Here is a 26,314-nt window from a genome sequence, read left to right as displayed (position 1 = left end):
CTCGTCGATGCAGTTCTATGTCAAGGCGCGTTCCCTTTATGGTTTTAGCTGACGCCAAGACGATCGTGAACGATCGAACCTCCCAGGATCGTAAGATCACATTGTGTCTTGTCAAGAATATCCTCTGGCGTAGCGCTCAGAAGATCACGGGAAAAAACAGCGATATCCGCGAGTTGTCCGGGAACGATGCGCCCCTTCACATTCTCCATCTTCTGCGAGAAGGCTCCAAATTCCGTGTAGGCTTGAAGGGCCTCCTCGATGGATACCCGCTCGCTCGCATCCATCACGGTGCCTTTCCACGTCTTGCGGGTCAGCATGGCATAGAAGTTCGGAAACGGGTTCGGCTCGCAGACCGGCGCATCACTGCCCGTGGCGGGCCTGAGGCCGAGATCCATCCAAGTCTTGAACGGATAGCTTTTAAGGCCTCGCTCCTCTCCCAGAACCGACACATAGGCATCGCCGAAGTCGTAGATAAAGACCTGCTGCGGGCAGGGATAGATGCCGGACTTGATCATGCGCTCGTGCTGGGCGGGCGTCGAGAAGCCGCAATGCTCGATGCGATGCCGCCGGTCCGGATCGGGCAGGGCCGAGAGCGCACGCTCATAGGCCGAGATCAGCTGCTCGATGGCCGCATCGCCGATGGCATGGCAGATCAGCTGATATCCCTTTGCGTGAGCATCCATGACGAGTTCGTTCAACGCGTCGTCCGGCATCATTTGAACGCCGGTCGTTTTGTCGTCGCCGAGATAGGGCTCGGACATCCAGGCGGTGCGTCCGCCCGCCGATCCATCGAGGAAATACTTGATTCCTCCGATCATGAGCATGTCGTCGCCTGTGCCTGACACGAGACCGGCTTCGTAGCATTGGGGGACGATGGACGTGTCGGGATCGCCCAGGAGGGCCAGCCAGGTTCGTACCGGCAGCCGGCCTTCGCGCTTCGCCCGGTGATAGGCCGCAATCTCGCCGAAGCCGCCGCGCTGTCCGACGGCGGCATCCATGCAGCTGGTGATGCCGTACGAGAGCAGATGACGCCCGCCGCGCTCGATGGCGTTGACGAGGTCGTCCTCCGTAGGCGGCGGGATGACGGCCCAGACCGGTGCGCGGGCGTTTTCGGCCAGAAGCCCCGTCAGGCGGCCCTCCCTCTGCTCGATGAGCCCGCCGGGCGGTGTCGGCGAGGCCTCGTCAATTCCAGCCAGGTCCAGAGCACGCGAATTGCAGACGGAGACATGCCCGCAGGTTCGCACCAGCATCACGGGATTGTCGGGGCTGACCCGGTCGAGCTCATCGCGGTGCGGATGCCGCTTCACGTCGAGCTTCGTTTGGTCGTAGCCGCGCGCCAGGATCCACTCGCCGGGTTTCGCCTTTGCCGCTCGCTCGCCGATCGCCGCAAGGAGAGCGTCGAGCGTCGCAGCCGAGGATGGCTTGGCATTGACCCAGTCCATCATGAGCCCGAGGGAGATCAGGTGCAGGTGCGAGTCGTTGAGACCCGGCGTCGCGAGGCGCCCTCCGAGGTCGATGGTGCGTGTCGACGGACCGGCGAGTGTTGCGATATCGGCTTCGCGGCCCGTGGCGAGAATACGATCCCGCCAGATCGCAACTGCCTCGACGACACCCTCTTCCCGGCCGCACCAGATCGGACCGTTCCTCAGGATGATATCGGCCTTGGGCCACGTCGTGTCCGGCTTCGTCGAACCGGCGGCACGCGACCGATCACCAGAAATGCTCATTCCCTGTCCCCATTTGTGGCCCGATGTCCCAGGCGATCTTCCTCGATTGAAAGGCCAAGCTCCCGGATCAAACCACAGGGTTCAGATCTCATCCAGAGGCCAAATCGGGCGCCTGACCTTCTTATAGGGCCGTTCCCTGAAGTTGCGTGTCGATAAGGCGCCCGTGTCCACCTCGAGAACCTCGCGCGCGATCGGCTCGAAGGCCGCGCGGAAATGCTGCATGGACTTGACGATGAGGGTCGATTTCCGCGTCGGATCCACGCCCAATGAGGTGAATTGCCCGGGATCGGTCGCTTGCCCGTTGTGGCTGATCACGATGATCTCTACGCCGCCGACCCGCAACAGCAGGCTCAGGCCATAGTTGCGCCGGGCACCGCCCCCCATTGGACCGTAGGCAATGAACGAGCCGTCCGTGATCGCAACTACATGGCCGGTGACCTCGAGGGGCCCGCCGCCCATGGTCGGATCGACCTTCCCGCCGAGCTGAAGCGTCACGCGATTGCCGACCCCGGCCGCCTGTGCCCGCAGAACGGCTTCAGGGTCGCAGATCGCATGGAATCCGACATTCTGAAGATCGGCATCCAAGACGGCCTTGAGAAGGTTGGTGGCGTCCCCATAGGCACCGGAGCCGGGATTGTCGGAGTAGTCTGCAATAATGAGGGGCTTGGTCGCGTCGGCCTCGCCTGACTTCGCCCGAGCGATGGCCTCGTCCAAGGGGGTGAAATGGATAGACGAGAACTTCCGCTGATCCCACACGTAATCCATGAGCTCATCGGCGATGGCTTGGGCGGAGGAGCGATCGTTGCCCGTCACGGCGATCGAAGGGCCGATGTCCTGGACGTCGGCGGACGAGAACCCCGCCTGAATGCTGACCACGAGGGCTCGGCCCTCGGCCTCGATCTGATCGCCCCGGCGCAGGAGCTCCATCATGGGCGGTGACGTGGTGCGCCCGCCATCCAGAGCATACAGGATCGGGCGGCGGGCAACTGCGACTTGCGGGGTAGCCCGTTTCGACAGCGCTTTTTCGAGAAGCTCCGCGGCCTGCCAGGTCCGCTCGTACTGATCGATATGCGGGTAGGTCCGGTATGAGATGAGCGAGTTGGCGTTATCCGCCATCTTTTGTGTCACCGTCGCATGCAGATCCAGCACCGCGATGATCGGGATATCAACGCCGACCCGCGAGCGGATGCGGGCGAGAAGCTCCCCCTCCCCGTCGTCATGGGACTGTGTCGACATGGATCCGTGCAGGTGCAACAAAATGCCGTCGACCCCATTGCAGGCGTTCAGGATCCGCTCGGACACGGCGTCGAAGAAAGCATCGGTCACACGACCGGACGGATTGGCGGAGGCGACGATGGGGTGGACCGCTCTCCAGCCGAATTTCTGCACCGCCTCGAATGCGGCGCCCATCGAAGTCCGCGTACCGGCGAACGCGCCGGGAACCTCGTCATCGAGATAGCAGCAACTGTTCCTGAAGGCGTCTTCGTCCGTGACCTGCACACTGAACGTATTCGTCTCGTGCATGAATTCGGCCACAAGAACGCACTTCGTCATTTTTTCACTCCCCACGGGCCCGGAGCTTTTACCTGTCGGTTCCGGCCCGCCCAGCTTTCCCAGGCGGCCTGATGCAGCCTGTTGGGAGGAATGGTGACAAAGGCGAAATAATTCTTCAAATATCAACTTCTGCTCAATACATTCATTTTTGATATAGGAGCCGAAGAAGTGTGACAATATCCCCTCGCCACATCGAGATTTTCCACGCCGTCATGTCATCGGGCAGTGTCACGCAAGCTGCCGCGGTCCTGCGCACCTCGCAGCCGACCGTGAGCCGAGAGCTCAAGGAGTTCGAGCGCCATCTCGGGTTTTTTCTGTTCGCCAGGAAAGGCAGGTCTCTTGTTCCGACGGAGGCCGCTCTTTCGTTGCACGGGGAAGTGCGCCGGTCGTTTATCGGGCTGGAGGAGATCGAGAGAACCGCCGAAGCCATCCGCGCGAACGCGTCCGCCCAGATCAAGATCGTGTGCATGCCCGCTTACAGCACCACTCTTCTGCCCCCTCTATGCCGAGACTTTCTCCAGGCGAACGATTCCATACGCCTGAGCATCTTCGCCCTTGGCAACGCAGTGACGACCACCGGCGTATCGGCTCAGCACTATGATCTTTGCATCGTGGAGGCCGATCTCGGCTTTACAGGCTGGACGTCCGTCAGCATCGACGCCGGAGAGCAGGTCTGCATTCTGCCGAAGGGGCATCCGCTCACCCGGAAGTCCGTCCTTTCTCCCGCCGATTTTGAAGGCGTCAGTTTCATCTACTTCTCAGCCGACGATACATATCGGCGCAACCTCGACAATGTCTTCAGGGAGCATGGGGTCACCCGTCACCTGACAATGGAAGTATCGACGGCGGCCGCCGTCTGCTCCCTCGTATCGCAAGGCATTGGAGTGTCGATCATCAACCCGATCAGCGCCATGCATTGCCTCAACCAAGGTGTGGAGATGCGCCGCCTTTCGTTTTCTGTTCCCTATATGGTGCGCTTGCACCGGAACCAGAGTGCGGTCAGCCCACAGCCTCTGAACGCCTTTGCGGAGAACTGCATAGAGGCCATCAAGGATGGGAAACGTCAACTGGAGGACAATCTCGAGAGAGTCGCTGCCCGGTTCGCATCGCGTCAAAACAAGGGGAAGGTCCCCGACATCTGATCAGGTGACAGCGACGAAGGCCCCGAGCGCGATCGAGTGCGAGAGGATCGGCAAGGGATCCTAGAGCATCGAACGCAAAAGTGGAAACCGGTTTCTCGCAGCAAACGATGCGCTCTTTCCAAGAAGGGAGCATCGGGCCAGTCATAATCGGGAGGCGCGATTCGCAAGGCGGGTTCATGCTCGGACAGATCACATCCTTCGAACACCAAACGCGGTCCATCGACGCTTCAGCAGGTCCTGCTTGGCGGGGATGACGATAAAAAATGTGTTTCCTTCCGGATCGTCTTCAGCTAGTGGCAAGGGACAGCACGCGCCCGTAGCTCAGCTGGATAGAGCACCAGACTACGAATCTGGGGGTCAGAGGTTCGAATCCTTTCGGGCGCGCCATTGACTGCATGAAATTCGATCTTCTTCCGTCTGCCGACACCAGAGCATCGAACCCGAAAGTGGACTTGCACTTTTGGGATTGACTCCGATGCTCCCACGATAGAACTGCGCATCGTTCGAGCGGACCCTTCGGGCCGCGTCAGCGACCCGAAGCGCCACGCTCGTGAAAACCGGGTCCACTTTTCGCTCGCGCGGCCCGCCGGGTCCGCACGATGCGCTAGTCGCTCGCGTGGCTGGCATTGGCCTTCTTGACCTCCGCCAGAATGCCGCTGAGGTTGTAGCTCTCGGGAGCCTGCAAGGGCGGGAACTTCTCATAAGTCGAGAGATGTTGCAGCCAGAGCTGCTGTCCGATCGGCAGCATGTTCCAGTCGTACTGGAATGCGGTCGACGGGCTGCCCAGGGCACCGCCGAGGCTCATTGCCGTCTTCTGATCGATGCCGACCGCCTGCTCGAACGGATCACGCTTGATGTTCTGCACCAGCGTGAAGTGGAACGGCACGAGCGGCATGATCCAGCCGGCCGGCCCGGGCTGCGACATGGTGTAGTACATCTTCCAGTTCTTGTAGCGCACCGCCGATGGTGTCGCGCCCGAGTAGTAGAAGAAGTGGTCGCGAGCCGACTTGTCGGTCTTGCCCTCGAGGAGGTCACGCTGATCGAAGCCGTCGAGCGTCGTCTTGACGATGCCGGGATACTGCCCGCCCTCGATCTGCTGCTTCAGACCGTCGCCTTTCGGTCCGCCTGCGATATCGACCAGGGTCGGCAACCAGTCGAGCGCAGCGAAAAGCTGGTTCTTGACGGTCCCAGGCTTGATGACCCCTGGCCAGCGGATCACCATCGGTGCGCGATAGCCGCCCTCCCAGGCCTCCCCTTTCTGCCCCTTGAACGGGGTGACGCCGCCATCCGGGAAGCTGATCGCCTCAGCGCCGTTGTCGGTCGTGAACACGACGATGGTGTTGTCGAGCTGGCCCATGTCCTCCAGCTTCTTGAGCACCACGCCGACATTATCGTCGAGCTGCTTCATGCCGGCTTCGTTGACGCCCCAATCCTTGCCGCCACGCTCGCCCACCATGGCCTCGTATTTCGGCGGCAGAACGGTCACGACGTGCATGCGGGCGGGGTTGTACCAGACGAAGAACGGCTTGTTGGTCTTCTTGGGATCGTTGCGGTCGAGGAAGTCGACGACCTTGTCCGAGATTTCCTCATCCACGGTCTTCGAACGCTCCAGCGTCAGCGGCCCTTCGTCGGAGCACATCTGGTTCCGTTCCGTGCCGTCGGAGGATTTGCAGGCAAGGACATTGCGCGGCGGCGTGAGACAGACTGTCGTCTTGGGATCCACCGCGCCGGGAACCTCCGCGATGCCGGGGATCGGCGTATTGCGGCAGGGCGGGGCGACGGTTTGGGTGTTGGCGTTCTTGTTGATGTCGGGGAAGCTCACCTGCTGCATGGCATCGAGGTGGTAGAGATAGCCCCAATATTCCTGGAAGCCGTGCGCGGTCGGGAGCGCCGCCGTGTGGTCGCCGAGATGATTCTTTCCGAACTCTCCGGTCGTGTAGCCGAGATCGAGCAGGAACTTGGCGAGTGCCGGCGTGCCGGGCTGGAGGTATGATGGGCTGCCGGGCAGTTGCGGCGGGATCATGCCGGTGCGCAAGGGGTACATGCCTGTGAAGAACGCGTTGCGGCCGGACGTGCAGCTCTGCATGGCCACATAATCCGTGAACATGGCGCCTTCCCGGCCGATCCGGTCGATATTGGGCGTTTCCCCGACCATCACGCCGCGATGGTAGATGCTCGGCTGCATCCAGCCGATGTCGTCGCCCATGATGAAGAGGATGTTGGGCTTTTGCTGCTGCGGCGGTTGCGGCTGTTGCGGCGCCTGAGCGAGAGCCGGGATGGCCATCGTCGCCGAAATCAGCGCCGTGGCCCCGATCAGAACTGCCCTCGTCCGGATGCGCGACAGGTGGTGTCTGCCGCCTGTCGTCGCTGAGAACGCACGATCATGACTCATGGGGTGCTCCTCTCTCTGATAGTGCAGCGGAAGCCGACATGGCTCATCGAGCTGTCGACCGGCTGCGGGTGGCGCGCCGCCGGCCGGTAGCGACGGCAATAGCTCGGGGCGCACAGGTGCGAGCCCCCCTTGACGACCTTGCGGGGAATCCGGGTCTCCGGCTGGCACGGGTCGTAGCTCTGGCCCTCCTGCCCACCACGCGGGTTGGCAGGAATGCAACAGGACTTGGCGGCATCGGCGGGATGCTTGGGGACGTACCAGTCCAGCGTCCACTCCCAGACATTGCCGATCATGTCGGAGAGGTCATAACCATTGGGCGGGTAGGTCGCGACCGGTGAGGTCCGCTCAAACCCGTCTTCGCGCGTGTTTTGGAACGGGAATGCGCCCTGCCACGTATTGGCCATGTGGCGCCCACCTGGCGTGAACTCGTCGCCCCAGGCGAACTCGGCGCAATCCAGCCCGCCACGGGCTGCGAATTCCCATTCGGCCTCCGTCGGCACGTCCTTGCCGGCCCACGCTGCATAAGTCTCGACATCCCGATAGGCGACATGCACCACCGGATGATCCTCCAGCCCCTTGATCGAGGAGCCTGGCCCATGGGGCCGGCGCCAACTGGCGCCGAAGATGTACGCCCACCACTGTCCCCAATCGCGCAGATTCACCGGATAGTTCGGCGGGCTGAACACCAGCGAACCGGGCTTGAGCATATGCGGCAAGGCCCGCGGATAATCCTTCGGATCCGGCTGCCCCTCGGCAACCGTGACGTAGCCGGTTGCGCGAACGAATTCGCGGAACTGCCGGTTGGTGACTGGTGTGCGGTCGATCCAGAATCCATCGACGGTCACCCAATGGGCGGGCGCCTCCTCCGGGTAATGCCGATCGGAGCCCATGCGAAACCTGCCGCCGGGAATCCACACCATGCCGGGATGCAAGGGCTCGGTCCGATGGGGGATCGAGGCGGATCCGAATTTGGTCGGCGTCATGTCAGCGATGCTTTCGGCAACGGGACAGGGAAACGGATTTGCCAGCGTCCCAACATACCCAAAGCCGGGGCTCGTGCTTGACCTAACAGGACAGCGAATTGAGAATTCGGGTTACTCAGCAAGTCTGTGTGGAAACGCGCGGACCGGCACGCTCCGATGATCGCCACGATAGTGGGCAGGCGGGCCGCGGTGTGACCTTCACCCTCCGAGCCTTAGCCAAAGATGAGGTGCCGATCCCGATCGTCTTGCGGCAATCCTGGCCCCTCTACGATCGTGCCGCCTGCCACGGGCGCTATCGCATCGAGAACCTCCGGGCGCGGCTCACGGACTGGCCGCCGGTGGCCACCGACAAGACAGCGACAAGCTGTCTCGGCTCTCCACGTCGCCGATAGCCTCGACTGGTTGCGTAACAGGCCTTAGCCCTTCGGCGTCACGTCAACCTTGAACCACTTCATCGACAGCGTTCTGGCAGTTCCATCTGCGATGGCAGCATGGATGGCCTCGTCGAATTTCACCTTCAACTCGGTGTCGTCTTTCCGCAAGCCGATACCGATCCCACCCCCGAGCACCCCGCCGGTGAGAGAGGGTCCGACAAGCGCGTATCCGGTCTTGAAGTCGGGCTTTTCAAGCGTACCCATGATCTGCGTCGCGCCCGCAAAGACGGCATCCAACCGGCCGGCGGCAAGGTCGAGATCGTGCTGCTCAACGGTCTTGTACTCGCGAATATCCGCGCTGTCCTTGAGATACTTGTCAACGAAGGCCGACTGAATAGTCGAGACCTGCACACCGATGGTCTTGCCTTTCAGCAGAGGCTTTATGGCTTCGATGGCCTTTTCAGCCTCGGCAGGTTGGCTGGAGAGATTGTACGATTGTCCCGTCCCAGGCATCTTGGCGAGCGGAGAGTCGCTGGCGACAAGGAAGCCGTTGGGAGAGTCCGCATAGCGGTCGCTGAAGGCGATGCTCTTCCGGCGCTCATCCGTGATCGTCATTGCATCCATGATCGCGTCGAATTTCTTGGCATTCAGTGCCGGGATCATACCGTCCCAATCCTGAGCAACGATTTCGCACGTCATTTTCATGCGGGTGCAGAGATCGTTGGCAAGATCAATCTCGAAGCCTTCGAGTTTTCCGCCGGCCCCCGTGAAATTCCATGGGGCATAGGCCCCTTCGACGGCAATCTTCACCGTTCGGTCCTGAGCCGTCGCGGGGCCGCCGACGAGTGCTGCGGAGAGAAGGGCAACGCTTAGTATCTTCATGCATTTCATTGAAATCTTCCCGGATCGGAAACTCATCTTAGAGTAGAAGCTGCCTCGGACTATCGATCTCCAGACGCGTCGCCGTCGGATTCCATATGCCTCGCTCTATCCTTCAATTCAGGCGAGTGGAGTGCTCACGCGGCGATGTCGAGGCCTTTTGCTTGATGCCGAGGCTGGCCGTTATTCTAGCGCTTGCAATATCCAAGTCCAATGACAGCGCCATTGAGCCCCAGCGCGACGTATGGTGGATTAATGCCATGAGAGGATCAGGAAGGGAACGGATGCTTTTGCTGAACCTATGACGAAATCTCGTCAAAGGGCTTACTGGCGTAATGATATCTCAGAACATGGCGCGGGCCGATTTGTCAGGCAGCAACGGACCTCAGCTACCGGCCGACCCCATACCTCTCCACCGACATCACATTATATCCCATTCAGCTGAATGGGATCTCAGCGGCGTGATCCACGCCAGACCGGAAACTCAGATTAGCGGCATGCCCGACCTCTTTTCAGAGGCGAGAATCCTACGGCCCGGGCTCTCGCGTCCGTGGAGCAGGATCGACGTGGATATTCGCCACCCTGCTCCTCGAGAGGTCTATGCCTGAGACGGCGGAAGATCGGTCAGGTGGCCTCGATTGCCCCGACCTCGCGCCCCTTGCGGCCTTCCACAATGGCGACTCGGACCGGCTGCCCCTGCGCCAGCCCCCCAAGCCCTGCCCGCTCCACGACGGAGATGTGCAGGAATAGATCCTTGCTCTCGCCCTCAACGGTGACGAACCCATACCCCTTCGCCGGGTCGAACCATTTTACCGCACCCGGCACTGTCGCGGCATGAGGCTCGGGACGGCTCGCACCCTGCCGTGCGATCCCACCCGATTGACCTGCTCTGCTCGGCGTTGCACGTCGAGGCGGTTCAACTGTGGCCGTGCTGGCGTCGACACTGAGGACGTTCGTCACCTGCGGACCCTTTTGACCTGTACCAACCGTCACCAGCAGCGTCGTTCCGGGCTCCAGAGCCGAATGGCCGGCGGCCTCGACCTGCCTGATGTGCAGGAATGCCTCACCGGAGCCATCCGTCAGTTCGACAAAGCCGAATCCCTTATCGGAATTGAACCACTTGACGCGGGCTTCGGCTTCGCTGCCGGTGCCGGTGCCGTAGGAACTTCCCTGCTGTCGTGCCGGTCGCTCGTACGATGTCGGAGGGGCGTACTCGCCCCAGGAATCTGCGGGTTGAGCGCCGAACTGACGTCGACGATCACGATGTTCGTTGCCCCGACCCATCAGGAGCATCCTCTGTCTTTAGTAAGCGGGAACACGTTAACGTGCGGAACACAGACGTATCGCTCATATCCCTTCAACGCAAGGAGACGATAGCTTCCGATGGGGGATTTGGCGCGCTCATCATGGTTACTCCAAGCGAAATAATGTTGCCATCCCTGCGGGGATGCCTGGTCCCCGGCCCTTAGCCGGGACAGAACAGCCCAACAGTGGGAGCCAATCTGGCCGGACCACGCCCCCTCGGTGAGGTATCCACAGGCTGGTTGCTGATGTCTTCAGCAGGCGTGCGATGGCAGGTCGAAGCGGGAATGAGGGAGCGTCTTCATTCCTCCCCTATGTCTCACTCTGGCCGCCTCAGCGTTCACTCGGCCGAGACCTGGGCGGCGCCCGAAGGGAAGGCTTTCCTCTACAGGATCACGGATCCGGCGCTTCACGAAAGTATCGGACGCGGGACGTGGATTTGCCGTTTCGAGGTTCCATCCGATGCTCCCTTCTTGCTTGGACAGGGTGCATCGTTCCTGCGAAAAGCCGGGGCCACTGTTGCGCACGATGCGCTATGATCCGTCATGAAGAGTTCCTCATGGGGTGAGAGTTGCTCTCCAGTCCGCCGCCGCTCAGGAAGCCGCGATAGGCAGGATTACCCGTCTCGTCCCAATATGGATAGCCGAGCTGATCCAGGCTGCGTTTCAACAATGGCCGTTCGGCGAGCGGGACCTGAATACCGGCCAGAACCCGTCCATAATCGGCTCCATGGTTGCGGTAATGGAACAGCGAGATATTCCAGGCGCCGGAGAGTCCGTTGAGGAATTTGAGCAGTGCGCCGGGCCGCTCGGGGAATTGGAACCGGAGGATCACTTCGTCTTCCAGTCCAGGGGCCCGCCCGCCAACCATGTAGCGCACATGCAATTTGGCCATCTCGTTATCGCTCATGTCGAGCACAGGATAACCCTGCTCCCGCAGGATCCCGATGATCTGGTGCTTTTCCAGATCTCCTTCCGCAAGCTGTACGCCAACGAAGATCTGTGCCGCACCAGGGTCGGCGTAGCGATAGTTGAACTCGGTGATGGAGCGCTTGCCCAACAGCTGGATAAACCGACGATAGCTGCCCGGCTGCTCGGGAATACTGACAGCCAGCAAAGCCTCCCGATGCTCGCCGATCTCCGCTCGCTCCGCAATGTGGCGGAGCCGGTCGAAGTTCATGTTGGCGCCACTGTTAATGGCGACCAGTCCGTGTGTCCGCGTGCCCTCGCGCTCCACATACTTCTTCAACCCAGCGAGACTGACGGCACCGGAGGGCTCGGCGATTGCTCGGGTGTCCTCGAAGATGTCCTTTACGGCCGCGCAGATCTCGTCTGTACTGACGGTGATCACCTCATCCAGGAGCTCACGGCAGAGCCGGAAGGTTTCCTCGCCGACTTGCCGCACGGCTACTCCATCGGCAAAAAGGCCGACCTGGTTCAGGATGACCCTGTCCCCCGCTGCCAGCGCGGCCGCCATGCTGGCAGCGTCCTCGGGTTCGACCCCGATCACCTTCACGTCGGGGCGCAAGAACTTGGTATAGACGGCAATGCCAGCGGCAAGCCCGCCTCCTCCAATCGGCACGAACACAGCCTCAAGCGGACCGGGATGCTGGCGCAATATCTCCATCCCGATCGTGCCCTGTCCGGCGATGACATCCGGATCGTCGTAGGGGTGAATGAAGGTCAGGCCCTTCTCGCTCTCGAGTTGCCGGGCATGGGCATAGGCCTCATCGAAGCTCTCGCCATGGAGCACCGTGCGGCCGCCCAGTCCTTTGACCGCCTGAACCTTGATCGCCGGCGTAGTCCGCGGCATGACGATCGTCGCCTTGGCATTCAGCCTCTGGGCCGCCAACGCAACCCCTTGGGCATGATTGCCGGCTGAGGCACAGATGACTCCGCGCTCGAGAGCTTCCCGCGCCAAAGTCACCATCCGGTTGTAGGCCCCGCGGAGCTTGAACGAAAAGACCGGCTGGAGATCCTCGCGCTTGAGGCAGACCGGGCTGCCGAGCCGCTGCGACAGGCGCCTCATCGGATCAAGGGGACTCTCGATCGCCACATCATAAACCCGGGCAGCCAAAATTTTTCGTATGTAGTCCTGCACGTCCGATACGCTCCCGTGACTTGCACCTGCCGCTGCCTTTCCTATTCGGTGAGGCAGACGGGAACAAGAGCTTCCAACGCTTCGCGGCAAAGCGGATCATGAAGCGAATGCAAAGCATTATAGGAATCGAGCGACGATGAACATGCTGAAAGGGCCGAACGAAATCTCGTCAGCGCCCGTAGCGACCCTCGTCACCGCAGAATAGGCTCGTGCATCGTGCGAAACAGTGGCCCCGGTTTTCCCGAACGTGGCCCTTCGGGTCCGTTCAAACGATGCGCTCCTCCAGGGGGGAGCACCCGGCCCGAGAGCGCCGCCGATGTCGCAACAAGTGCCCCTATGGATGGCAAGGCACGTCTGGCGACACGCCCAGCCCTATCGTTAATGACAGAAATCCGCGCTTTCCTCTCGCCTGCGTTTGGGCATCGGGATGCTCTCCTGGATGCGATCCTACCGCCATAGGGATTACACCGACCGCTATGCTTGACTGGCAAACCGTGGTATGTATTGTGGTCTGACCACGGTAAGATAAAGATATGTCCGCTGATCTCGAAATCACGCGGCTCAGGGAGAGCGGCGGCAAAGGGTTTGAGAAGGTTTTTGCCTTCTTGCGCGAGCGTTTGCTCGCAGGCTCATTGCGACCGGGCGATCGGCTTATCCCTGAACGCGATCTGGCTGCGCAGCTCGGCGTGAGCCGGCCTATCCTGCGCGAGGCTTTGCGTGCCTTGACGGTTCTCGGGGTTGTGGAAATCCGCGACCGCGTCGGGACGATCGTTCGCCGTCCGGACCTTTCCGTTCTCAACGATTTCTTCACATTCGCGTTCGCACAGCAGTCCGAGGTCATCGACGATGTCATGCAGGCGCGCATCGCGATTGAATGCCAAGCCGTCCGACTTGCCGCGGAGCGGGCCACCGTCGCAGATTTTGAGAAGCTCCAGCAAGCGCTCGCGCGCATCACCGAAACCATTGATGACGCCGATGCCGGCGGCGTAGCCGACTTCGAATTCCATCGCACCGTCGTGATGGCGGGCAAATCCGAGACGCTCACCGTCCTGCATGATTCCATGTCCGGGATCCTGATGCGCTCCCACCAGGGGCGACGAGAACTCCTCCAGGTTTTCGATACGATGAAGACCTACCTGATCGAGGATCATCGCCGCATCTTCGACGCCATCGTCGGGCGCGATCCAGAGCATGCAGAGAAGGTCATGCGCGAGCATTTCGCAATCGGCGACGACTTCCGGCGCCGAGCGGCCATCGGTGAACCGGGTTCCCGGAATCCTCTATGATAACAGGACGAGAGCGAGACGCCATGATGGAACGAAGAGGCCATAGGGGAACAGTCGGGTTTGTCGGACTGGGGACGATGGGGCGCGAGATGGCCCTCAATCTGCTCAAGGCGGACTATGCCGTGTGCGCCTACGACGTCCGCCAGGATGCCGTCGATGACCTGCGCTCCCACGGCGCAACGGCAGCCGAGAACTTGATGGACGCCACGCGGCACGCGGATATCGTCATTTCCATGCTCCCGGACACGCCGCAGGTCGAAGAAATCGTCTACGGCGAAGGCGGGCTCCTGACATCGCCGCCACGCGGCCGCCTCTTCGCCGACATGAGCACGATCTCGCCCGTTGCAGTCCGGCGCATGCACGCCGACCTGGGAGCTGCGGGCGTCGCGTTCCTCGACGCGCCTGTGTCAGGCGGCCCCGTCGGCGCGAAGAATGCCTCGCTCTCGATCATGGTCGGAGGCGACAAGAACGCCTTCCTGCGCGCCGAGCCGTATTTTCGAGCCATGGGGACGACAATTACCCATGTGGGCGAGGCCGGAGCCGGGCAGACGGTCAAGCTCTGCAATCAGCTCGTGTGCGCGATCAATCTCCAGGCAATCTGCGAAGCGCTGTCGCTTGGCCGCGCCTCTGGCGTCGACCTCGACCAGCTCCGGAATGTGCTTCTCGGCGGTTCGGCCGCATCGTGGATGCTCGATAAACTAGGTCCCGCGATGATCGCCGGCGATGCTTCCGCGGGCTTTCGGATCGACCTGATGCTCAAGGATCTGCGTCTCGTTCAGGAGCAGGCCCTTTCGCTTTCTGTCCCGCTGCCGGGAACGGCGCTTGTGACCTCCCAATACGTCGAGGCGCGCGCCCACGGCGAGGGCGCGAACGGAAACCAGGCTCTTTTCCGCGTTTACGACCGGATGACCGGTCAAACGGCAACCTGACGAGGAATCGGCAGGCATGAACCTCAATCTGGACTTTGCAACGATCATCGAGCGATGGCCGACCTTCCTCGATGGGGCGCTGCTCACCCTTCAACTCGCCTTGATCGCAACCGTGCTGGGCACCGCCATCGGCGTTCTGGGCGCCATCGGGCGACGCAGTCGCAATCCGGTCGCGTCAAGGATCTGCGATATTTATGTCGAGGCGATCCGTAACACGCCGCTTCTGGTTCAGATCTTCCTTGTCTATTTCGGTTTGGCGAGCCTCGGGCTGAAATTCTCAGCGTTCGCAGTTGCGGCAGCCGCACTCACCATCAATGTCGGCGCATACACGACCGAAATCATCCGCGCAGGATTCGACTCCATTCCCCGCGGGCAGATCGAGGCGGCGGAAGGCCTTGCCCTGTCCCGCACTCAGATCTACTGGCACGTGGTCATGTGGCCGGCGATCGAGAAGGTCTATCCGTCCCTGACGAGCCAGTTCGTGCTGCTGATGCTTGCCTCGTCGGTCACTTCCCAGATATCGGCGGAGGAACTGACCGCGGTTGCAAATTACGTCCAGTCCGACACTTACCGTGCTTTCGAGACCTACATCCTGGTCGCACTGGTTTACATCGTTCTGTCGCTGATCATGCGTGCCGGGTTCTGGCTGCTTGGACTTGTCATCTTCCCGCGTCGCCGGCGCCTTGGCACCCCTTTGTAAGGAGGAATCATGAGCGGCTCGCTGAATGCCAATCACCTCATGTTCCTGGGCTACGGAGCATTGTGGACGGTCGGCTTATCTCTCATCGGTTTGCTGGGCGGCGGAATCGCCGGGTTCATCATCGCCCTCTGCCGTATCTCACCGAACAGGGCCATCCGGCTTCTCAGCGCGGGTTACGTCCAGCTCATCCAGGGGACGCCCCTTCTCGTCATCATGTTCCTGACTTACTTCGGGCTGCCGACGCTGGGCTTGACCGTTTCCCCTCTGACGGCCGCGGGCGCGTCGCTCACCATCTATGTCGGAGCCTATCTGGGCGAGATCTGGCGCGGCAGCATCCAATCCGTGCCGAGACCACAGTGGGAAGCGGCCGAAGGACTTGCCCTTAGCCGCGCCCAGCGGATGATGAAGGTCATCCTGCCACAGGCAATCCGGATCGCAACGCCTCCGACCGTCGGATTCATGGTGCAGATCATCAAGAACACATCCCTGGCGTCGGTGGTCGGCTTCGTCGAACTCGCGCGATCCGGGCAGATCATCAACAACTCGCTGTTCGAGCCGTTCCTGATCTACACCATCATCGCCGTGATCTATTTCGCCCTCTGCTATCCGATCTCGCGTATCAGCCGTCGCCTGGAAAAGCGCGGCGGCCCTACCCGCCTCTCACTCGGGACTGTCTGACATGCACAGGATTTCGAACGAAACGACACAATTGCCCGTCGTCTCCCTCAAGAGCGTGCACAAGTGCTTCGGTACGCTCAAAGTGCTCGACGGTGTCAGTTTCGAGGTCGGACGCGGCGAGGTCCTCGCCCTGATCGGACGCAGCGGTTCCGGCAAGAGCACCGCATTGCGGTGCATTGATCGCTTCGAAACGATCGACAGCGGCGAGATCCACGTATGCGGTCATCGCGTCAGCGACCCGAAGCTCGACCTGAGAGCTCTGCGTCAGGATGTCGGCATCGTCTTCCAGAGCTACAACCTGTTTCCTCACCTCACGATCGAGGAGAACATCACGCTCGCCCCCTGCTCCGTAAAAGGCATCCCGAAGGCCAAGGCGAAGGAACAGGCGCGGCGCGTCCTGACTCAGGTCGGTCTGGAAGACAAGCTCCACCAGTATCCCGAACAGCTTTCCGGCGGCCAGCAGCAACGCGCGGCGATCGCCCGCTCGCTTGCCATGCAGCCCAAGGTGATGCTGTTCGACGAAGTGACCTCGGCCCTCGACCCGGAGCTGACCGGCGAGGTTCTGAAAGTCATCGAGGCGCTCGCTGCGGATGGCATGACCATGGTAATGGTCACGCACGAGATGGGATTTGCCAGAGGTATCGCCAATCGGGTCGTGTTCATGCACCGCGGCAAGGTCCACGAGACGGGACCTGCTGCGATCCTGACCACGCCCGCAACTCCGGAACTCGCCCAGTTCGTTGGCACAGGGCTCTGAACGACAACCAGGACTTAGGGAGACAACGATAATGATGAAGCGCCCACTTTCCGCTGCGGCGGTCGCAGTGACCTGCATGGTGGCTCTCGGCACGACGGCTGCACGTGCCGACCTTCTTGACGACATCATGAATGCGAAGAAGATTCGCGTCGCAACCGACATGGCGATCCCGCCCTCCGGCATGATGGACGCCAATCTCAAGCCGACGGGATCGGATGTGGAAACGGCTCAGCTTCTCGCGAAGGATCTGGGGCTTGAGCTCGAGTTCGTGCAGACCACGGGTGCGACCCGTATTCCGAACGTCCAGACCAACAAGGCGGACATCATCATCTCGACTCTGTCCGTTACGCCGGAGCGCGCAAAGGTGATCGACTTCACCAAGGCCTACGCAGCGCTGCAATCCGTCGTTGCATGCCTGAAGAGTGTCGAGGCAAAGGACTGGCCGGACCTGAAGGGCAAGACGATTGCCGTTTCCCGTGGCACGACCCAGGATACCGAGCTTTCGAACATGAAGGATCGGAATCTCACCCTCGCCCGCTTCGACGACGATGCCACGATGGTAACGGCCGCCGTCTCCGGACAGGCGGATTGCGTTGCGACTTCGGCGACGATTGCCAACCAGATCGGCGTCAAGAACCCGACCCGCACGTTCGAGCCGAAGGTCCTCATTCGCACCTTCGATCTTGCCATCGGCGTGCGCAAGGGCGAGCCGCGCCTGATCGAGAAGCTGAATGAATGGATTTCGGTCAACCTGAAGAATGGCAAGCTGAACGAGATCTACAAGAAGTTCCACGGCAGCGAGCTTCCGCCGGAAATGCGGACGTAATTCCTGAGAATTCGAGTGGTGCTTCGGCACCACTCACCCTTCAAAGATAAGAGAAAGGCTCTTCAATGCGCGTCGTAATCGGGTCGGATCACGCCGGATGGTCCCTCAAGAATTCGGTGATCGATCACGTCCGGACACTCGGGCATGAGGTCATCGACGTCGGGTCATTCGATGACAAACCTGTCGACTTCCCGGACATCGCCCGCGCACTGACTCAAAAAGTGAAGTCCGGCGAAGCCGAGCGCGGCATCATGGTCTGCGGAACGGGTGTGGGCGCGTCGATCGCGGCCAACAAGGTCAAAGGGATACGCGCGGCTGTTTGCCACGATATCCACTCGGCACACCAGTCGGTCGAGCACGACGACGTCAACGTGATGTGCATCGGCGCCAAGATCGTCGGATCGTGGCTCGCGCAGGATCTCGTCTCATCCTATCTTTCTGCGACTTTCTCCACCGATGAGGACTGCCGCCGCCGCGTGGAGAAGCTCCACGCGATGGATGCCGAAGGCTGACAGCAACCAACCTCTAAATTTTCAAAGGGAGCGCGTGCCACATGATCCTTGTTTTCGGTTCCGTCAATATCGATCTTGTTGCGCGCGTTGCTGCGATTCCACGCCCGGGCGAAACTGTCCTTTCCCCTAGTTATCAAATCGTGTTCGGTGGAAAGGGCGCGAACCAGGCAATTGCGGCCGCACGCGCTTCCTTACCGCATCGTGTGGCGATGGCGGCTCGCGTCGGCGACGACTCTTTTGGGCGATCTGCACGCGACAACCTTGTTCGCAACGGTGTCGCCGCTGATCTTGTTGCCACCGGCTCTGAACCGACCGGATGTGCATTCATCACCGTCGATGAGCACGGTGAGAATGCAATCACCGTCGCCAGTGGAGCGAATACTTCTTTGACCGAGGACCAGATTCGCGGGTTCCGGATCGATGCATCGACGATCGCGGTTCTTCAAATGGAAGTCCCCTTCTCGGCATCCCTCAATGTCGCCAGGCAGGTGCGGGAATCGGGCGGGCGGGTGATCTGGAACTTCGCACCGGCCCCGCCGACATTCCCGGCGCAAGATCTCTCCGATTTGATTGACGAAACCGATATTTTCGTCGTCAACGAGCATGAAGCCATCACAGCGTCGGAACGTCTCGGCGGCACGGCCGGCAACTTCGAGGAGGCAGGCGCCTTCCTGTCAGAACGCGGCTGCATTTGCGTTGTCACGGCAGGTGCGCGCGGAGCCTTCGCGTTTCATCCCGACGGGCAACGCGAGAGGGTCGAAGCGAAACCGATCCAGCCCGTCGATACGACGGGAGCCGGTGACACCTTCGTCGGCATCTTGGCCAGCGCCCTCGACGAGGCTCTTCCCCTCGCGACGGCTCTCGAGCGAGCGTGCCACGGTGCATCGCTCACCTGCCTTGCCCATGGCGCTCAGGCCGGCATGCCGACGCGTGATCAAATCGGAACCGCTTGAGCGAAAGATGGGCGCTGAGAATGCTGGCTCGACTTAGGTCCTGGCAGTGGCCGTGACCCTGATTCCGCGCCATGCGTTGCGCTTCTTCAGGTGAGAGGCGGCGGCATTTCACGCAAACCCGATACCCACTTTTGCGTTCGATGCTCCAGCGCATCGCGCGGACCCTGCGAGCCGCGCGTTCGAAAGGCGGACGCGGATTTCCGCAAGAACGATGCGCTGTTCTATCCTGGGAGCATCGGATTCAACTCCCGCTGCGGTCATCGACCACAAGGTCGGCGTTGGGCCAGGTCCAGGAGATTTCCGATGCCGTCAAACAGCCTGATGCGCCGGAACAGGCGGTAGAAATGCTGACTGAATGCGTTGACGGTGAATGACCGAATGACATGGAAGGACGTTATCAGCGCCGTACTCAGATGCAGTGCCTGAGCGGTAAGCGCCATCTCGGCTAGGCCGCCGGGTGAGGACGACAAGGCCATGGTAGACAGATCGATGCCTGTAGCGATGTGCACCAGATAGGCGTAACCGAGCAGCACTGCCGTATTCATGAGGATGAATGCAAAGGATGCAATGGCAACCCGCGGCAGCTTGGCGAGATTCTCCCGTCTGAACCGAGCGCCGATCGAGATCCCAATCAGGAACTGGCCAAGCGCGAAGGGAACGTAAGGGACCCGCCCCTCGACGAGTCCCGATGCAGAGAGGATTCCTGAGCCGATCAGACCACCAATCATCCACGGGTTGTTAACCCCGGTTTGGCGGATGATACAGGCGCTGGCGGCCGTGAATGCGAGCAGGAGACCAAGCTCCCAGTAGGGAAGCTGGGCGCGGTCCACGATCTGCGCAAGACCTCCATCAGCCCCGAATGTGAGGAGGAGCCATGGCATAAGACAGACGAGCACTGCGACACGGATCGTCTGGCAGAGAGCGACGGGCTCGCTCTGGGCGCCCTCCTTCTCCCCGGTCCTTGCCATCTCGGACAGTCCTCCCGGAGTGAGCGAGAAGTAGGCGGTAGCAATATCGATCCGAGCGACGCGGCTGAATGGCACGCACATGAGCGCCGTGACAATGACGGAGGCGACAGACGTCAGCAGGATCACCGGGAACCAGGATGCGATGAGATCAACCGAGGCCACTGTCAGGGAAAGGCCGATGGAAGTTCCAACCACCAGTTGGCCCAACTGGCGCCCCTGTTTCGGCGCGAAGACGCGCACTCCGAGAACGGCGCCAGCGGCCGTCGGAATCAAAGGCCCGAGGACCCATGCCAGCGGGATGCCGGCCCGGGACGCAAGATAACCTGTCAGAACAGAGATCAGCAGAGTTACCGCTGCCCCCATATTGTTATTCTTGAACGACGTGAGGTCCGATCGTGCCCGATTTCGCATCCTTCCTCCTGCCCGCGAACGGCCGCGCGATGCCCCGTTTATGGCAAGTAAATCCCGCCGTTGACATGGATGGTCTGTCCCGTGACGTAGCGTCCACCCGGCCCGCAAAGATAACGGACCATGCCCGCAACGTCCGCCGCGGACCCCTCGAAGCCCAGTGGCGAGTGATGGTAGGCATGGTGCGACGGCTCGACGAGGCCACTTTCTTGGCGGTTGGTCGCGATCCGGCCAGGGACCACAAGGTTCGACGTGATCCTCCGCGCGGCAAGTTCGACGGCAAGCGCTTTGGTCAGCCCGACGAGACCGGCCTTGGCCGCTACGACATGCGTTCGCCCGGCGGCGCCGGAATGAGCAGTCATGCCACCGATATTGACGATACGTCCTTCGGACTCCATGCGTCTCGCTGCAGCCTGAGCGCACAGGAAGCTCGCATCGAGAATGCTGGCAACGACCTCGCGCCATTCGGCGTAACTGATATCGCCGAGAGGGGTCTCCTTCCGGATTGCGGCATTGTTGACAAGCAGATCGACACGCCCGAATTCGGCTACCGTGTCATCGAACAGACGTTCGACCTGGCTCTGATCGCCCAGTTCCGCCAAGGCGAGGCAGGCTCGACCACCTCGATCCCGTATTTCGTCTACAACATTCTGGGCGTCCTGCCGCGACGACCGGGCATGGACGACGACACATGCGCCGTCTTCGACCAACGCCAGAGCGATCGCCCGGCCGATATTCCTCGCCGCGCCCGTGACGACAGCGACCTTTCCTTCGAGGGGTCCGTTCATATCCGTTTCTCTTGATGGGTGAGCGGTGCCGGGATGGAAGCCGCCCCGCCGGGTCCGCACGAGCGAAAAGTGGACCCGGTTTTCCGCAAGGACGATGCGCTCCTCTAGGAGGGAGCATCGGAGAGAATCCCAAAAGCGCAAATCCACTTTTCACGTTCGATGCTCTAGAATTCCTCTCTTGGATACACCGGAGGAATAGGCTCCGCCGCATTGATCAGCGGCCTGAGTTCGGCCTCGATATCCTCCATCGCGGTGAGCCACGTAGAGAGACGGATCGCGATGCTCTCGAAATCCTCCTCGGGCACATTCAGGCCCTGAAGCTGCGTTAGAACGCGAAGCTGGTCTATGCTCAAGTCCATCATCGTCTCCTTGTCTATCATCCGTTCATGCTGCGGCCGCCAATGTGGCAGAGAGATCGGGGTGGCGCCGGTGCCAGGCGGTGGCCTGCTGATAGGCGTAGCCAATCTTGAGGACTCGGTCCTCGCCGAATGGTCGTCCCGCGATCTGCAGTGATAGCGGCAGCCCCTTGGACGAGAATCCTCCGGGAACCGACATCGCCGGCACGTTGGAGAGACTGAATGGATAATGGGCGATTCTGCGCATGATCAGCTTCGGAAGCACGTCTGCACGGTTTGTGATTCTCTCGCGAGCCTCCTCGATCTGCCTAGGCGGGAATACATCCGTGGGTGAAAGCAGAGCATCGTATCTGCGCATCGCGTCGAGCACCTGCGCGCGAACGATCGTGCGGGCCCGCATGGCCCGATGATACACCGTCGCCGGTATCAGGCTGGAGGCGACCAGGCGCGTCCGGGTGCCTTTATCGAAGCGTTCATAACGGTCCCGCAGGAAGTTCGCGAGAAACCAGGAGGCCACATCTGCGTCGGTCGTCAGCATCTGCAACGCTACCGCGTGCTTGGCCAATGGAAGAGAGATCTCTTCGATCGTCGCGCCCTGCCCTCGAAGAACATCGAGTGAGACCTCGAATGCGGCACGAACCTCGGGATCGACCCCCTGTCCATAAGCCAGCTCCCGCACGACGGCGAGTTTCATACCCCGCAAATCGCCGTCCAGCTGCTTCGTGTAGGGAGGCACCGGGCGTGGACTCGAGAGAACATCGCTGGGGTCGTGGCCGCTGACGACCTCCATAATCGCAGCGATGTCCTCGACCGAGCGCGCCAGAGGCCCGAAGGTGTCGCTCGTATAGCCCGCCATCACGCCACCATGGCGGCTAATTCGGCCGAACGTGGGGCGCAAGCCTACGACACCGTTGCAGGACGCTGGCCCACGGATGGATCCTCCGGTATCCTCACCGATCGAAAAGCTGCACTGACCGGCGGCCGGAGCAATCCCCGACCCTGTCGACGAACTGGATGCATCGTAATCCGGGTTCCACGGATTGCGGGGGGTACCATAGGGAAACACGATCGTGCTGCCCTTGCCCCATTCATGTTGGTTCTGCTTGCCGATCAGGATAGCTCCGGCTTGGGCGAGCCGTTTGATCACGGTCGAGTCATATGGTGGGACCATCTCGCTTTCGTCCATGACCTTGGTGCCCAGCGTCGTCGGGAAGCCAAGGGCGTGCATCTGATCCTTCACACCGAACGGCAACCCATGCAGCATGCCGCGATACGTCCCCGCCATGATTTCGCTTTCGGCCTCGCGGGCCTGCTTCAAGGCCCGGTCGGGATCCACGGTGATCCACGCTCGAAGAACCGGGTCGTAGCGATCGATGCGATTGAGGGTTTCCTTCATCAACTCAACAGGCGACAATTGCCGCGCCTTGATCAGCCGCGCCTGCTCGCTGCCCGTCAGGTAGGTTACATCGGTCGAGACCATACTTTCTGCTTCCCTCGTTTCACGGTTGTGCGAGCCGCCGGGGCATCGAGGCCATCCGGCGGCTCTGCGACTTATTTCGCCAAGCCGAGCTCGATCATCAGTCCTTTGGCTCGCCTGTAATCCTCCGCCAGGAATGCCGATGCGTCCTGCGCGCCCTTGTATTCGTTGATCGCCGCGACCGATTTCATCATTTCCTTCCACGTCCCGTGCTCATGCACGCGCTTGAGGATCTGCTCCCAGCCCGAGATCTGCTCCGGTGTCATGCCCTTGGGGCCGATGACGATTGTCCAGTTGTACGCAACGACGTCGTATCCCTCCTCCTTGCAGGTCGGAACGTCCGGCACAGCCTCGATCCGCTGGTCCGACGTCAGGCAAAGGATCCGCAACGTTCCGGCCTGGTGGTGGGGGATGGCGTTGTTCTGAAGCTGCGACATCGCGTCAATGTGACCGCCGAGGAGATTCGTCACGGACTCGGCGCCGCCCCCGAAGATCACGATTTTAAGCTGCTTGGGATCGATGCTCTTCGCCTTGGCCAGCAGCGCGATGCCGCTATGGTTGGTCCCGCCCCTGTCGCTTCCGACCGAGATGCTGAGAGAAGCCGGATTCTTCTGGAGCTGGTCCAGGAACTCCGAGATGTTCTTATAGGGAGAATCCGCCCGGACCGCGATGGCAACAGCTTCATGCCCCAGGTAGCTTAAGGGTGTCACGTCGGAGAGAGGGTCAAGATTGCCACGACCGCTAATGTGGTTGCTCATGATCCCGCCCTGGGCGATGCCAATGAAATGCGGGTCCTTCTTCTGGCTGACATAGCCATAAGCGATGCCGCCGCCACCACCGACCTTGTTGAGAACAACGCTCTCGGCAATGTTGTCCTGGCTGAGCACCTTCTGGATCGTGCGTCCGGACCTGTCGTTTCCTCCGCCTGCGGCCGAACCGACCACGATCTCGACTGCCTTCGTGGGCTTCCACTCTCCTTCGGCATTTGCGTTCACGGCCGAACCAAGCAGCAGCGCCAAGGCCGTGGCCGCGACCATACGCCCGTTCCTTCTGATCACGTCTTTCTGCATCGTCTTGCTCCCTCTCTGGATTTATTTCGACGCTATGACCGCCTCTCGGGGAGGCCGACTTCCGCGCCGTTTCCGAGAGGAGGAGTTGTAGAACGTGTATCCGAGGATGCCGGCGCCGATTGCGGCGAGCCCCATGGTCAGCCAGCTTCCGAGGAAAATCCCGAGGCTCCCGCCAGAAATCGTCATCGCCTGCCTGAACGATTGCTCCATGAGGTCGCCGAGAACTACGGCAAGAACGAGCGGAGCCAGAGGTACGTCGATCTTTCTGAAAACGTATCCGAGCACACCAAAGAACAGGCAAAGGTAGAGCTCGAGAACGTTGTTGTTGATGGCGAAGATGCCGATCGTAGAAAGCACCAGAACGATCGGTAGCAGAATGCCTTTCGGGATGTAGAGCAGCCGCACGAAGATGAAGATCAACGGCAGATTCAGGAGGAGCAGCATCACGTTGCCAATATACATGCTGTTGACCAGGCCCCAGACGAGGTCGGGCTTCGTCTGGAAGAGCATCGGGCCCGGCTGGATGCCGAACATGATGAACGCCCCGAGCAGCACGGCTGTCGAACCGGATCCAGGTACGCCGAGCGTCAGGAGGGGCACCATGGCGCCGGAGCTGGCCGCATTGTTGGCGGTCTCAGGGCCTGCAACGCCTTCGATGGCTCCCTTTCCGAACTCCTCTGGATGCCGGGAGCTGTTCTTTTCCACCGAGTAAGACATGATGGACGCGATGGTAGCTCCGGCCCCCGGAAGCACCCCAACCAGGAATCCGATGAGGCTGCCGCGCGCCAAAGGCTTCACCGAGCGGCGCCACTCCTCCCGGTTCAGCATCAGCTTACCCTTGAGGCGAATGATCTCGGATCTGTCGCTGATGCCCTCCTCAAGGGCATGGAACACCTCGCCGACGGCGAAAAGCCCAATGACGACGATGATAAAGTCGATTCCCTCCTGAAGCTCGGGAATCCCTGGAACGTATCGGATCTGCCCGCTTTGCAGATCGGTCCCGACCGTTGCAATGGCGAGGCCCAACATGGTCGACAGCATGCCCTTAGCGGGAGACTGGCCAGTGAGGCTAAGAACGGCCGTCATCGCAACGAGCATCAGCATAAAGTATTCGGCGGGCCCGAAACCAAGTGCCATTGTCGTCAGTGGAACGGCCAGCAAGGTCAACGCGACAACGCCCAAGGTCCCTCCGATGAAGGAGCCCCATGCCGAGATTGCGAGTGCGGCACCCGCACGGCCCTTGCGGGCCATCTGGTATCCGTCGATCGCGGTCATGACGGACGAAGACTCGCCTGGCGTGTTGATGAGAATGGACGTTATGGCACCGCCATACTGTGCACCGTAGTAGATCCCCGCCATCATGATGAGGGCCGAGGTCGGGCTGAGATCGTAACAGAAGGGGATGAGGAGAGCCATCGCGGCCGATGGGCCGATGCCTGGGAGCACGCCGATGACAGTGCCCATCAACACGCCGATGAACGTGTACCAGAGATTATGGGGCTGGAGACTGACGCTGAAACCGTTCAGGACCTGGATAAGAGCTTCCATGGGATGTCACTCGGGCGCTAGAGGGCAACCAGGCCACTCGGAAGCGGGACTCCGAGGACCTTCGTGAACATGAGGTAGATCCCGACCGGGAAGGCGATGCAGGTCGTCACGTTCGCTAGATGACGGCCGCGATTGAAATACGTGGTCAGACCCAAGAGGAACATGAGCGTGCTGACAATGAAGCCGGCATGCTCGAGAACGGCAAAATACCCGATGCACCATGCTACCAAGGCTCCAATGAGTGCGGTGTGTCTATGACCCACCACAAGGTCTTCCTTCGCTTCGCTAACCTCGATGGAGTCTTCAGACCTGTGGCCTTCGATGAAAATCCACGCTGCCGAAACCATCATGCCGGCGAAGACTAGGAGTGGGTATGCGCGCGGACCGAGCGGATCGACGTCGTCACGCGACGGTATCTGAAGCGTCGCGTACAGATAAATGACGGCCAGACCGACCGCGCACACAATAATCGTGCGATTGTATCTCACTCGAATTCCCTCTTTATGGTCTTGCGGAGAACCGCCTTGGGCGATTACACGCCTCTTATCCAACATGCTTAGGCCAAGGCATCTATAATGTTAATTGCAATTAACCGATGGATTTAT

At 60.9% G+C, this 26,314-nt stretch carries 23 protein-coding genes and 1 tRNA gene; 10 read left to right on the top strand and 14 right to left on the bottom strand.

Translation table 11 applies throughout. The annotated features are described in order from the left end of the window. Nucleotides 1-44: 44 nt before the first annotated feature. Nucleotides 45-1,727 (bottom strand): amidohydrolase, encoded by a 1,683-nt coding sequence (locus RE429_RS25540; protein WP_414474541.1) that lies wholly within the window; start codon nt 1,725-1,727, stop codon nt 45-47. Nucleotides 1,728-1,808: 81 nt separating this feature from the next. Further along, nucleotides 1,809-3,281, bottom strand: coding sequence for a M81 family metallopeptidase (locus RE429_RS25535; protein ID WP_414474540.1), 1,473 nt, complete (start codon nt 3,279-3,281; stop codon nt 1,809-1,811). A 170-nt stretch (nt 3,282-3,451) separates the two neighbouring features. Between RE429_RS25535 and RE429_RS25530 the strand changes: the two genes are divergently transcribed. Continuing rightward, nucleotides 3,452-4,423 (top strand): LysR family transcriptional regulator, encoded by a 972-nt coding sequence (locus RE429_RS25530; RefSeq protein ID WP_414474539.1) that lies wholly within the window; start codon nt 3,452-3,454, stop codon nt 4,421-4,423. Nucleotides 4,424-4,733: 310 nt separating this feature from the next. Next, a tRNA-Arg gene (locus RE429_RS25525) sits at nt 4,734-4,810 on the top strand. Between the two features lie 217 nt (nt 4,811-5,027). Here the strand turns inward: RE429_RS25525 and RE429_RS25520 are convergent. The 5 genes from RE429_RS25520 to ilvA form a co-directional block, all read right to left on the bottom strand. After that, nucleotides 5,028-6,707, bottom strand: coding sequence for an arylsulfatase (locus tag RE429_RS25520; RefSeq protein WP_414475924.1), 1,680 nt, complete (start codon nt 6,705-6,707; stop codon nt 5,028-5,030). A 104-nt stretch (nt 6,708-6,811) separates the two neighbouring features. After that, nucleotides 6,812-7,798 carry a formylglycine-generating enzyme family protein gene (locus RE429_RS25515; RefSeq protein ID WP_414474538.1) on the bottom strand — a complete coding sequence of 329 codons (987 nt, stop codon included), beginning with the start codon at nt 7,796-7,798 and terminating at the stop codon, nt 6,812-6,814. Between the two features lie 416 nt (nt 7,799-8,214). Further along, complete coding sequence (locus RE429_RS25510) at nt 8,215-9,063, bottom strand: lysine/arginine/ornithine ABC transporter substrate-binding protein (protein ID WP_414474537.1); 849 nt, start codon at nt 9,061-9,063, stop codon at nt 8,215-8,217. Between the two features lie 612 nt (nt 9,064-9,675). Beyond that, nucleotides 9,676-10,335: a cold-shock protein gene (locus tag RE429_RS25505; protein WP_414474536.1), complete on the bottom strand. Its 660-nt coding sequence runs from the start codon at nt 10,333-10,335 to the stop codon at nt 9,676-9,678. Between the two features lie 561 nt (nt 10,336-10,896). Next, complete coding sequence (ilvA, locus tag RE429_RS25500; RefSeq protein ID WP_414474535.1) at nt 10,897-12,453, bottom strand: threonine ammonia-lyase, biosynthetic; 1,557 nt, start codon at nt 12,451-12,453, stop codon at nt 10,897-10,899. Nucleotides 12,454-12,986: 533 nt separating this feature from the next. On the opposite strand from ilvA, the gene RE429_RS25495 reads away from it, so the two are divergent. The 8 genes from RE429_RS25495 (at nt 12,987) to RE429_RS25460 (ending at nt 19,094) form a co-directional block, all read left to right on the top strand. Further along, entirely contained in the window at nt 12,987-13,739 is a 753-nt protein-coding gene (locus tag RE429_RS25495) for a FadR/GntR family transcriptional regulator (RefSeq protein ID WP_414474534.1), read from the top strand. Nucleotides 13,740-13,765: 26 nt separating this feature from the next. Further along, nucleotides 13,766-14,668 carry an NAD(P)-dependent oxidoreductase gene (locus RE429_RS25490; RefSeq protein WP_414475923.1) on the top strand — a complete coding sequence of 301 codons (903 nt, stop codon included), beginning with the start codon at nt 13,766-13,768 and terminating at the stop codon, nt 14,666-14,668. Nucleotides 14,669-14,684: 16 nt separating this feature from the next. Continuing rightward, nucleotides 14,685-15,368 carry an amino acid ABC transporter permease gene (locus RE429_RS25485; protein ID WP_414474533.1) on the top strand — a complete coding sequence of 228 codons (684 nt, stop codon included), beginning with the start codon at nt 14,685-14,687 and terminating at the stop codon, nt 15,366-15,368. 9 nt (nt 15,369-15,377) lie between these two features. Next, nucleotides 15,378-16,046 carry an amino acid ABC transporter permease gene (locus tag RE429_RS25480; RefSeq protein ID WP_414474532.1) on the top strand — a complete coding sequence of 223 codons (669 nt, stop codon included), beginning with the start codon at nt 15,378-15,380 and terminating at the stop codon, nt 16,044-16,046. Nucleotide 16,047: 1 nt separating this feature from the next. After that, nucleotides 16,048-16,803 (top strand): amino acid ABC transporter ATP-binding protein, encoded by a 756-nt coding sequence (locus RE429_RS25475; protein WP_414474531.1) that lies wholly within the window; start codon nt 16,048-16,050, stop codon nt 16,801-16,803. Nucleotides 16,804-16,837: 34 nt separating this feature from the next. Beyond that, nucleotides 16,838-17,629 carry a transporter substrate-binding domain-containing protein gene (locus RE429_RS25470; protein ID WP_414475922.1) on the top strand — a complete coding sequence of 264 codons (792 nt, stop codon included), beginning with the start codon at nt 16,838-16,840 and terminating at the stop codon, nt 17,627-17,629. A gap of 65 nt (nt 17,630-17,694) precedes the next feature. Continuing rightward, nucleotides 17,695-18,141, top strand: a complete 447-nt coding sequence (gene rpiB, locus RE429_RS25465; protein WP_370434868.1) for a ribose 5-phosphate isomerase B — start codon at nt 17,695-17,697, stop codon at nt 18,139-18,141. A 41-nt stretch (nt 18,142-18,182) separates the two neighbouring features. Then, a complete protein-coding gene (locus tag RE429_RS25460; protein WP_414474530.1) occupies nt 18,183-19,094 on the top strand; it encodes a ribokinase in 912 nt (303 codons plus the stop codon). A gap of 257 nt (nt 19,095-19,351) precedes the next feature. Here the strand turns inward: RE429_RS25460 and RE429_RS25455 are convergent, their stop codons facing one another. The 7 genes from RE429_RS25455 to RE429_RS25425 form a co-directional block, all read right to left on the bottom strand. Beyond that, nucleotides 19,352-20,425 carry an AbrB family transcriptional regulator gene (locus tag RE429_RS25455; RefSeq protein WP_414474529.1) on the bottom strand — a complete coding sequence of 358 codons (1,074 nt, stop codon included), beginning with the start codon at nt 20,423-20,425 and terminating at the stop codon, nt 19,352-19,354. 86 nt (nt 20,426-20,511) lie between these two features. Continuing rightward, complete coding sequence (locus RE429_RS25450) at nt 20,512-21,258, bottom strand: SDR family NAD(P)-dependent oxidoreductase (RefSeq protein ID WP_414474528.1); 747 nt, start codon at nt 21,256-21,258, stop codon at nt 20,512-20,514. A gap of 164 nt (nt 21,259-21,422) precedes the next feature. Beyond that, entirely contained in the window at nt 21,423-21,611 is a 189-nt protein-coding gene (locus RE429_RS25445) for a hypothetical protein (protein WP_414474527.1), read from the bottom strand. A 31-nt stretch (nt 21,612-21,642) separates the two neighbouring features. Next, nucleotides 21,643-23,094 (bottom strand): amidase, encoded by a 1,452-nt coding sequence (locus RE429_RS25440; protein ID WP_414474526.1) that lies wholly within the window; start codon nt 23,092-23,094, stop codon nt 21,643-21,645. A gap of 71 nt (nt 23,095-23,165) precedes the next feature. Next, nucleotides 23,166-24,161: a tripartite tricarboxylate transporter substrate binding protein gene (locus RE429_RS25435; protein ID WP_414474525.1), complete on the bottom strand. Its 996-nt coding sequence runs from the start codon at nt 24,159-24,161 to the stop codon at nt 23,166-23,168. A gap of 21 nt (nt 24,162-24,182) precedes the next feature. Further along, nucleotides 24,183-25,709 carry a tripartite tricarboxylate transporter permease gene (locus RE429_RS25430; RefSeq protein WP_414474524.1) on the bottom strand — a complete coding sequence of 509 codons (1,527 nt, stop codon included), beginning with the start codon at nt 25,707-25,709 and terminating at the stop codon, nt 24,183-24,185. 17 nt (nt 25,710-25,726) lie between these two features. Next, a complete protein-coding gene (locus RE429_RS25425) occupies nt 25,727-26,197 on the bottom strand; it encodes a tripartite tricarboxylate transporter TctB family protein (protein ID WP_414474523.1) in 471 nt (156 codons plus the stop codon). Nucleotides 26,198-26,314: the final 117 nt, after the last annotated feature.

It is taken from the genome of Microvirga sp. M2, assembly GCF_047497095.1.
GTDB lineage: Bacteria > Pseudomonadota > Alphaproteobacteria > Rhizobiales > Beijerinckiaceae > Microvirga.
The sequence above is the reverse complement of the archived record's forward strand: the minus strand, read 5'-3'. Positions and strand labels throughout refer to the sequence as shown.

Coding starts and splice junctions, on each gene's coding strand:
- RE429_RS25440 (WP_414474526.1), bottom strand. CDS start 23,094: ATGGTCTCGACCGATGTAACCTACCTGACGGGCAGCGAGCAGGCGCGG.
- RE429_RS25455 (WP_414474529.1), bottom strand. CDS start 20,425: ATGGGGGCAGCGGTAACTCTGCTGATCTCTGTTCTGACAGGTTATCTT.
- RE429_RS25510 (WP_414474537.1), bottom strand. CDS start 9,063: ATGAAATGCATGAAGATACTAAGCGTTGCCCTTCTCTCCGCAGCACTC.
- rpiB (WP_370434868.1), top strand. CDS start 17,695: ATGCGCGTCGTAATCGGGTCGGATCACGCCGGATGGTCCCTCAAGAAT.
- RE429_RS25475 (WP_414474531.1), top strand. CDS start 16,048: ATGCACAGGATTTCGAACGAAACGACACAATTGCCCGTCGTCTCCCTC.
- RE429_RS25515 (WP_414474538.1), bottom strand. CDS start 7,798: ATGACGCCGACCAAATTCGGATCCGCCTCGATCCCCCATCGGACCGAG.
- RE429_RS25520 (WP_414475924.1), bottom strand. CDS start 6,707: ATGGCCATCCCGGCTCTCGCTCAGGCGCCGCAACAGCCGCAACCGCCG.
- RE429_RS25480 (WP_414474532.1), top strand. CDS start 15,378: ATGAGCGGCTCGCTGAATGCCAATCACCTCATGTTCCTGGGCTACGGA.
- RE429_RS25485 (WP_414474533.1), top strand. CDS start 14,685: ATGAACCTCAATCTGGACTTTGCAACGATCATCGAGCGATGGCCGACC.
- RE429_RS25505 (WP_414474536.1), bottom strand. CDS start 10,335: ATGGGTCGGGGCAACGAACATCGTGATCGTCGACGTCAGTTCGGCGCT.
- RE429_RS25540 (WP_414474541.1), bottom strand. CDS start 1,727: ATGAGCATTTCTGGTGATCGGTCGCGTGCCGCCGGTTCGACGAAGCCG.
- RE429_RS25435 (WP_414474525.1), bottom strand. CDS start 24,161: ATGCAGAAAGACGTGATCAGAAGGAACGGGCGTATGGTCGCGGCCACG.
- RE429_RS25460 (WP_414474530.1), top strand. CDS start 18,183: ATGATCCTTGTTTTCGGTTCCGTCAATATCGATCTTGTTGCGCGCGTT.
- RE429_RS25450 (WP_414474528.1), bottom strand. CDS start 21,258: ATGAACGGACCCCTCGAAGGAAAGGTCGCTGTCGTCACGGGCGCGGCG.
- RE429_RS25430 (WP_414474524.1), bottom strand. CDS start 25,709: ATGGAAGCTCTTATCCAGGTCCTGAACGGTTTCAGCGTCAGTCTCCAG.
- RE429_RS25490 (WP_414475923.1), top strand. CDS start 13,766: ATGGAACGAAGAGGCCATAGGGGAACAGTCGGGTTTGTCGGACTGGGG.
- RE429_RS25470 (WP_414475922.1), top strand. CDS start 16,838: ATGAAGCGCCCACTTTCCGCTGCGGCGGTCGCAGTGACCTGCATGGTG.
- RE429_RS25535 (WP_414474540.1), bottom strand. CDS start 3,281: ATGACGAAGTGCGTTCTTGTGGCCGAATTCATGCACGAGACGAATACG.
- RE429_RS25495 (WP_414474534.1), top strand. CDS start 12,987: ATGTCCGCTGATCTCGAAATCACGCGGCTCAGGGAGAGCGGCGGCAAA.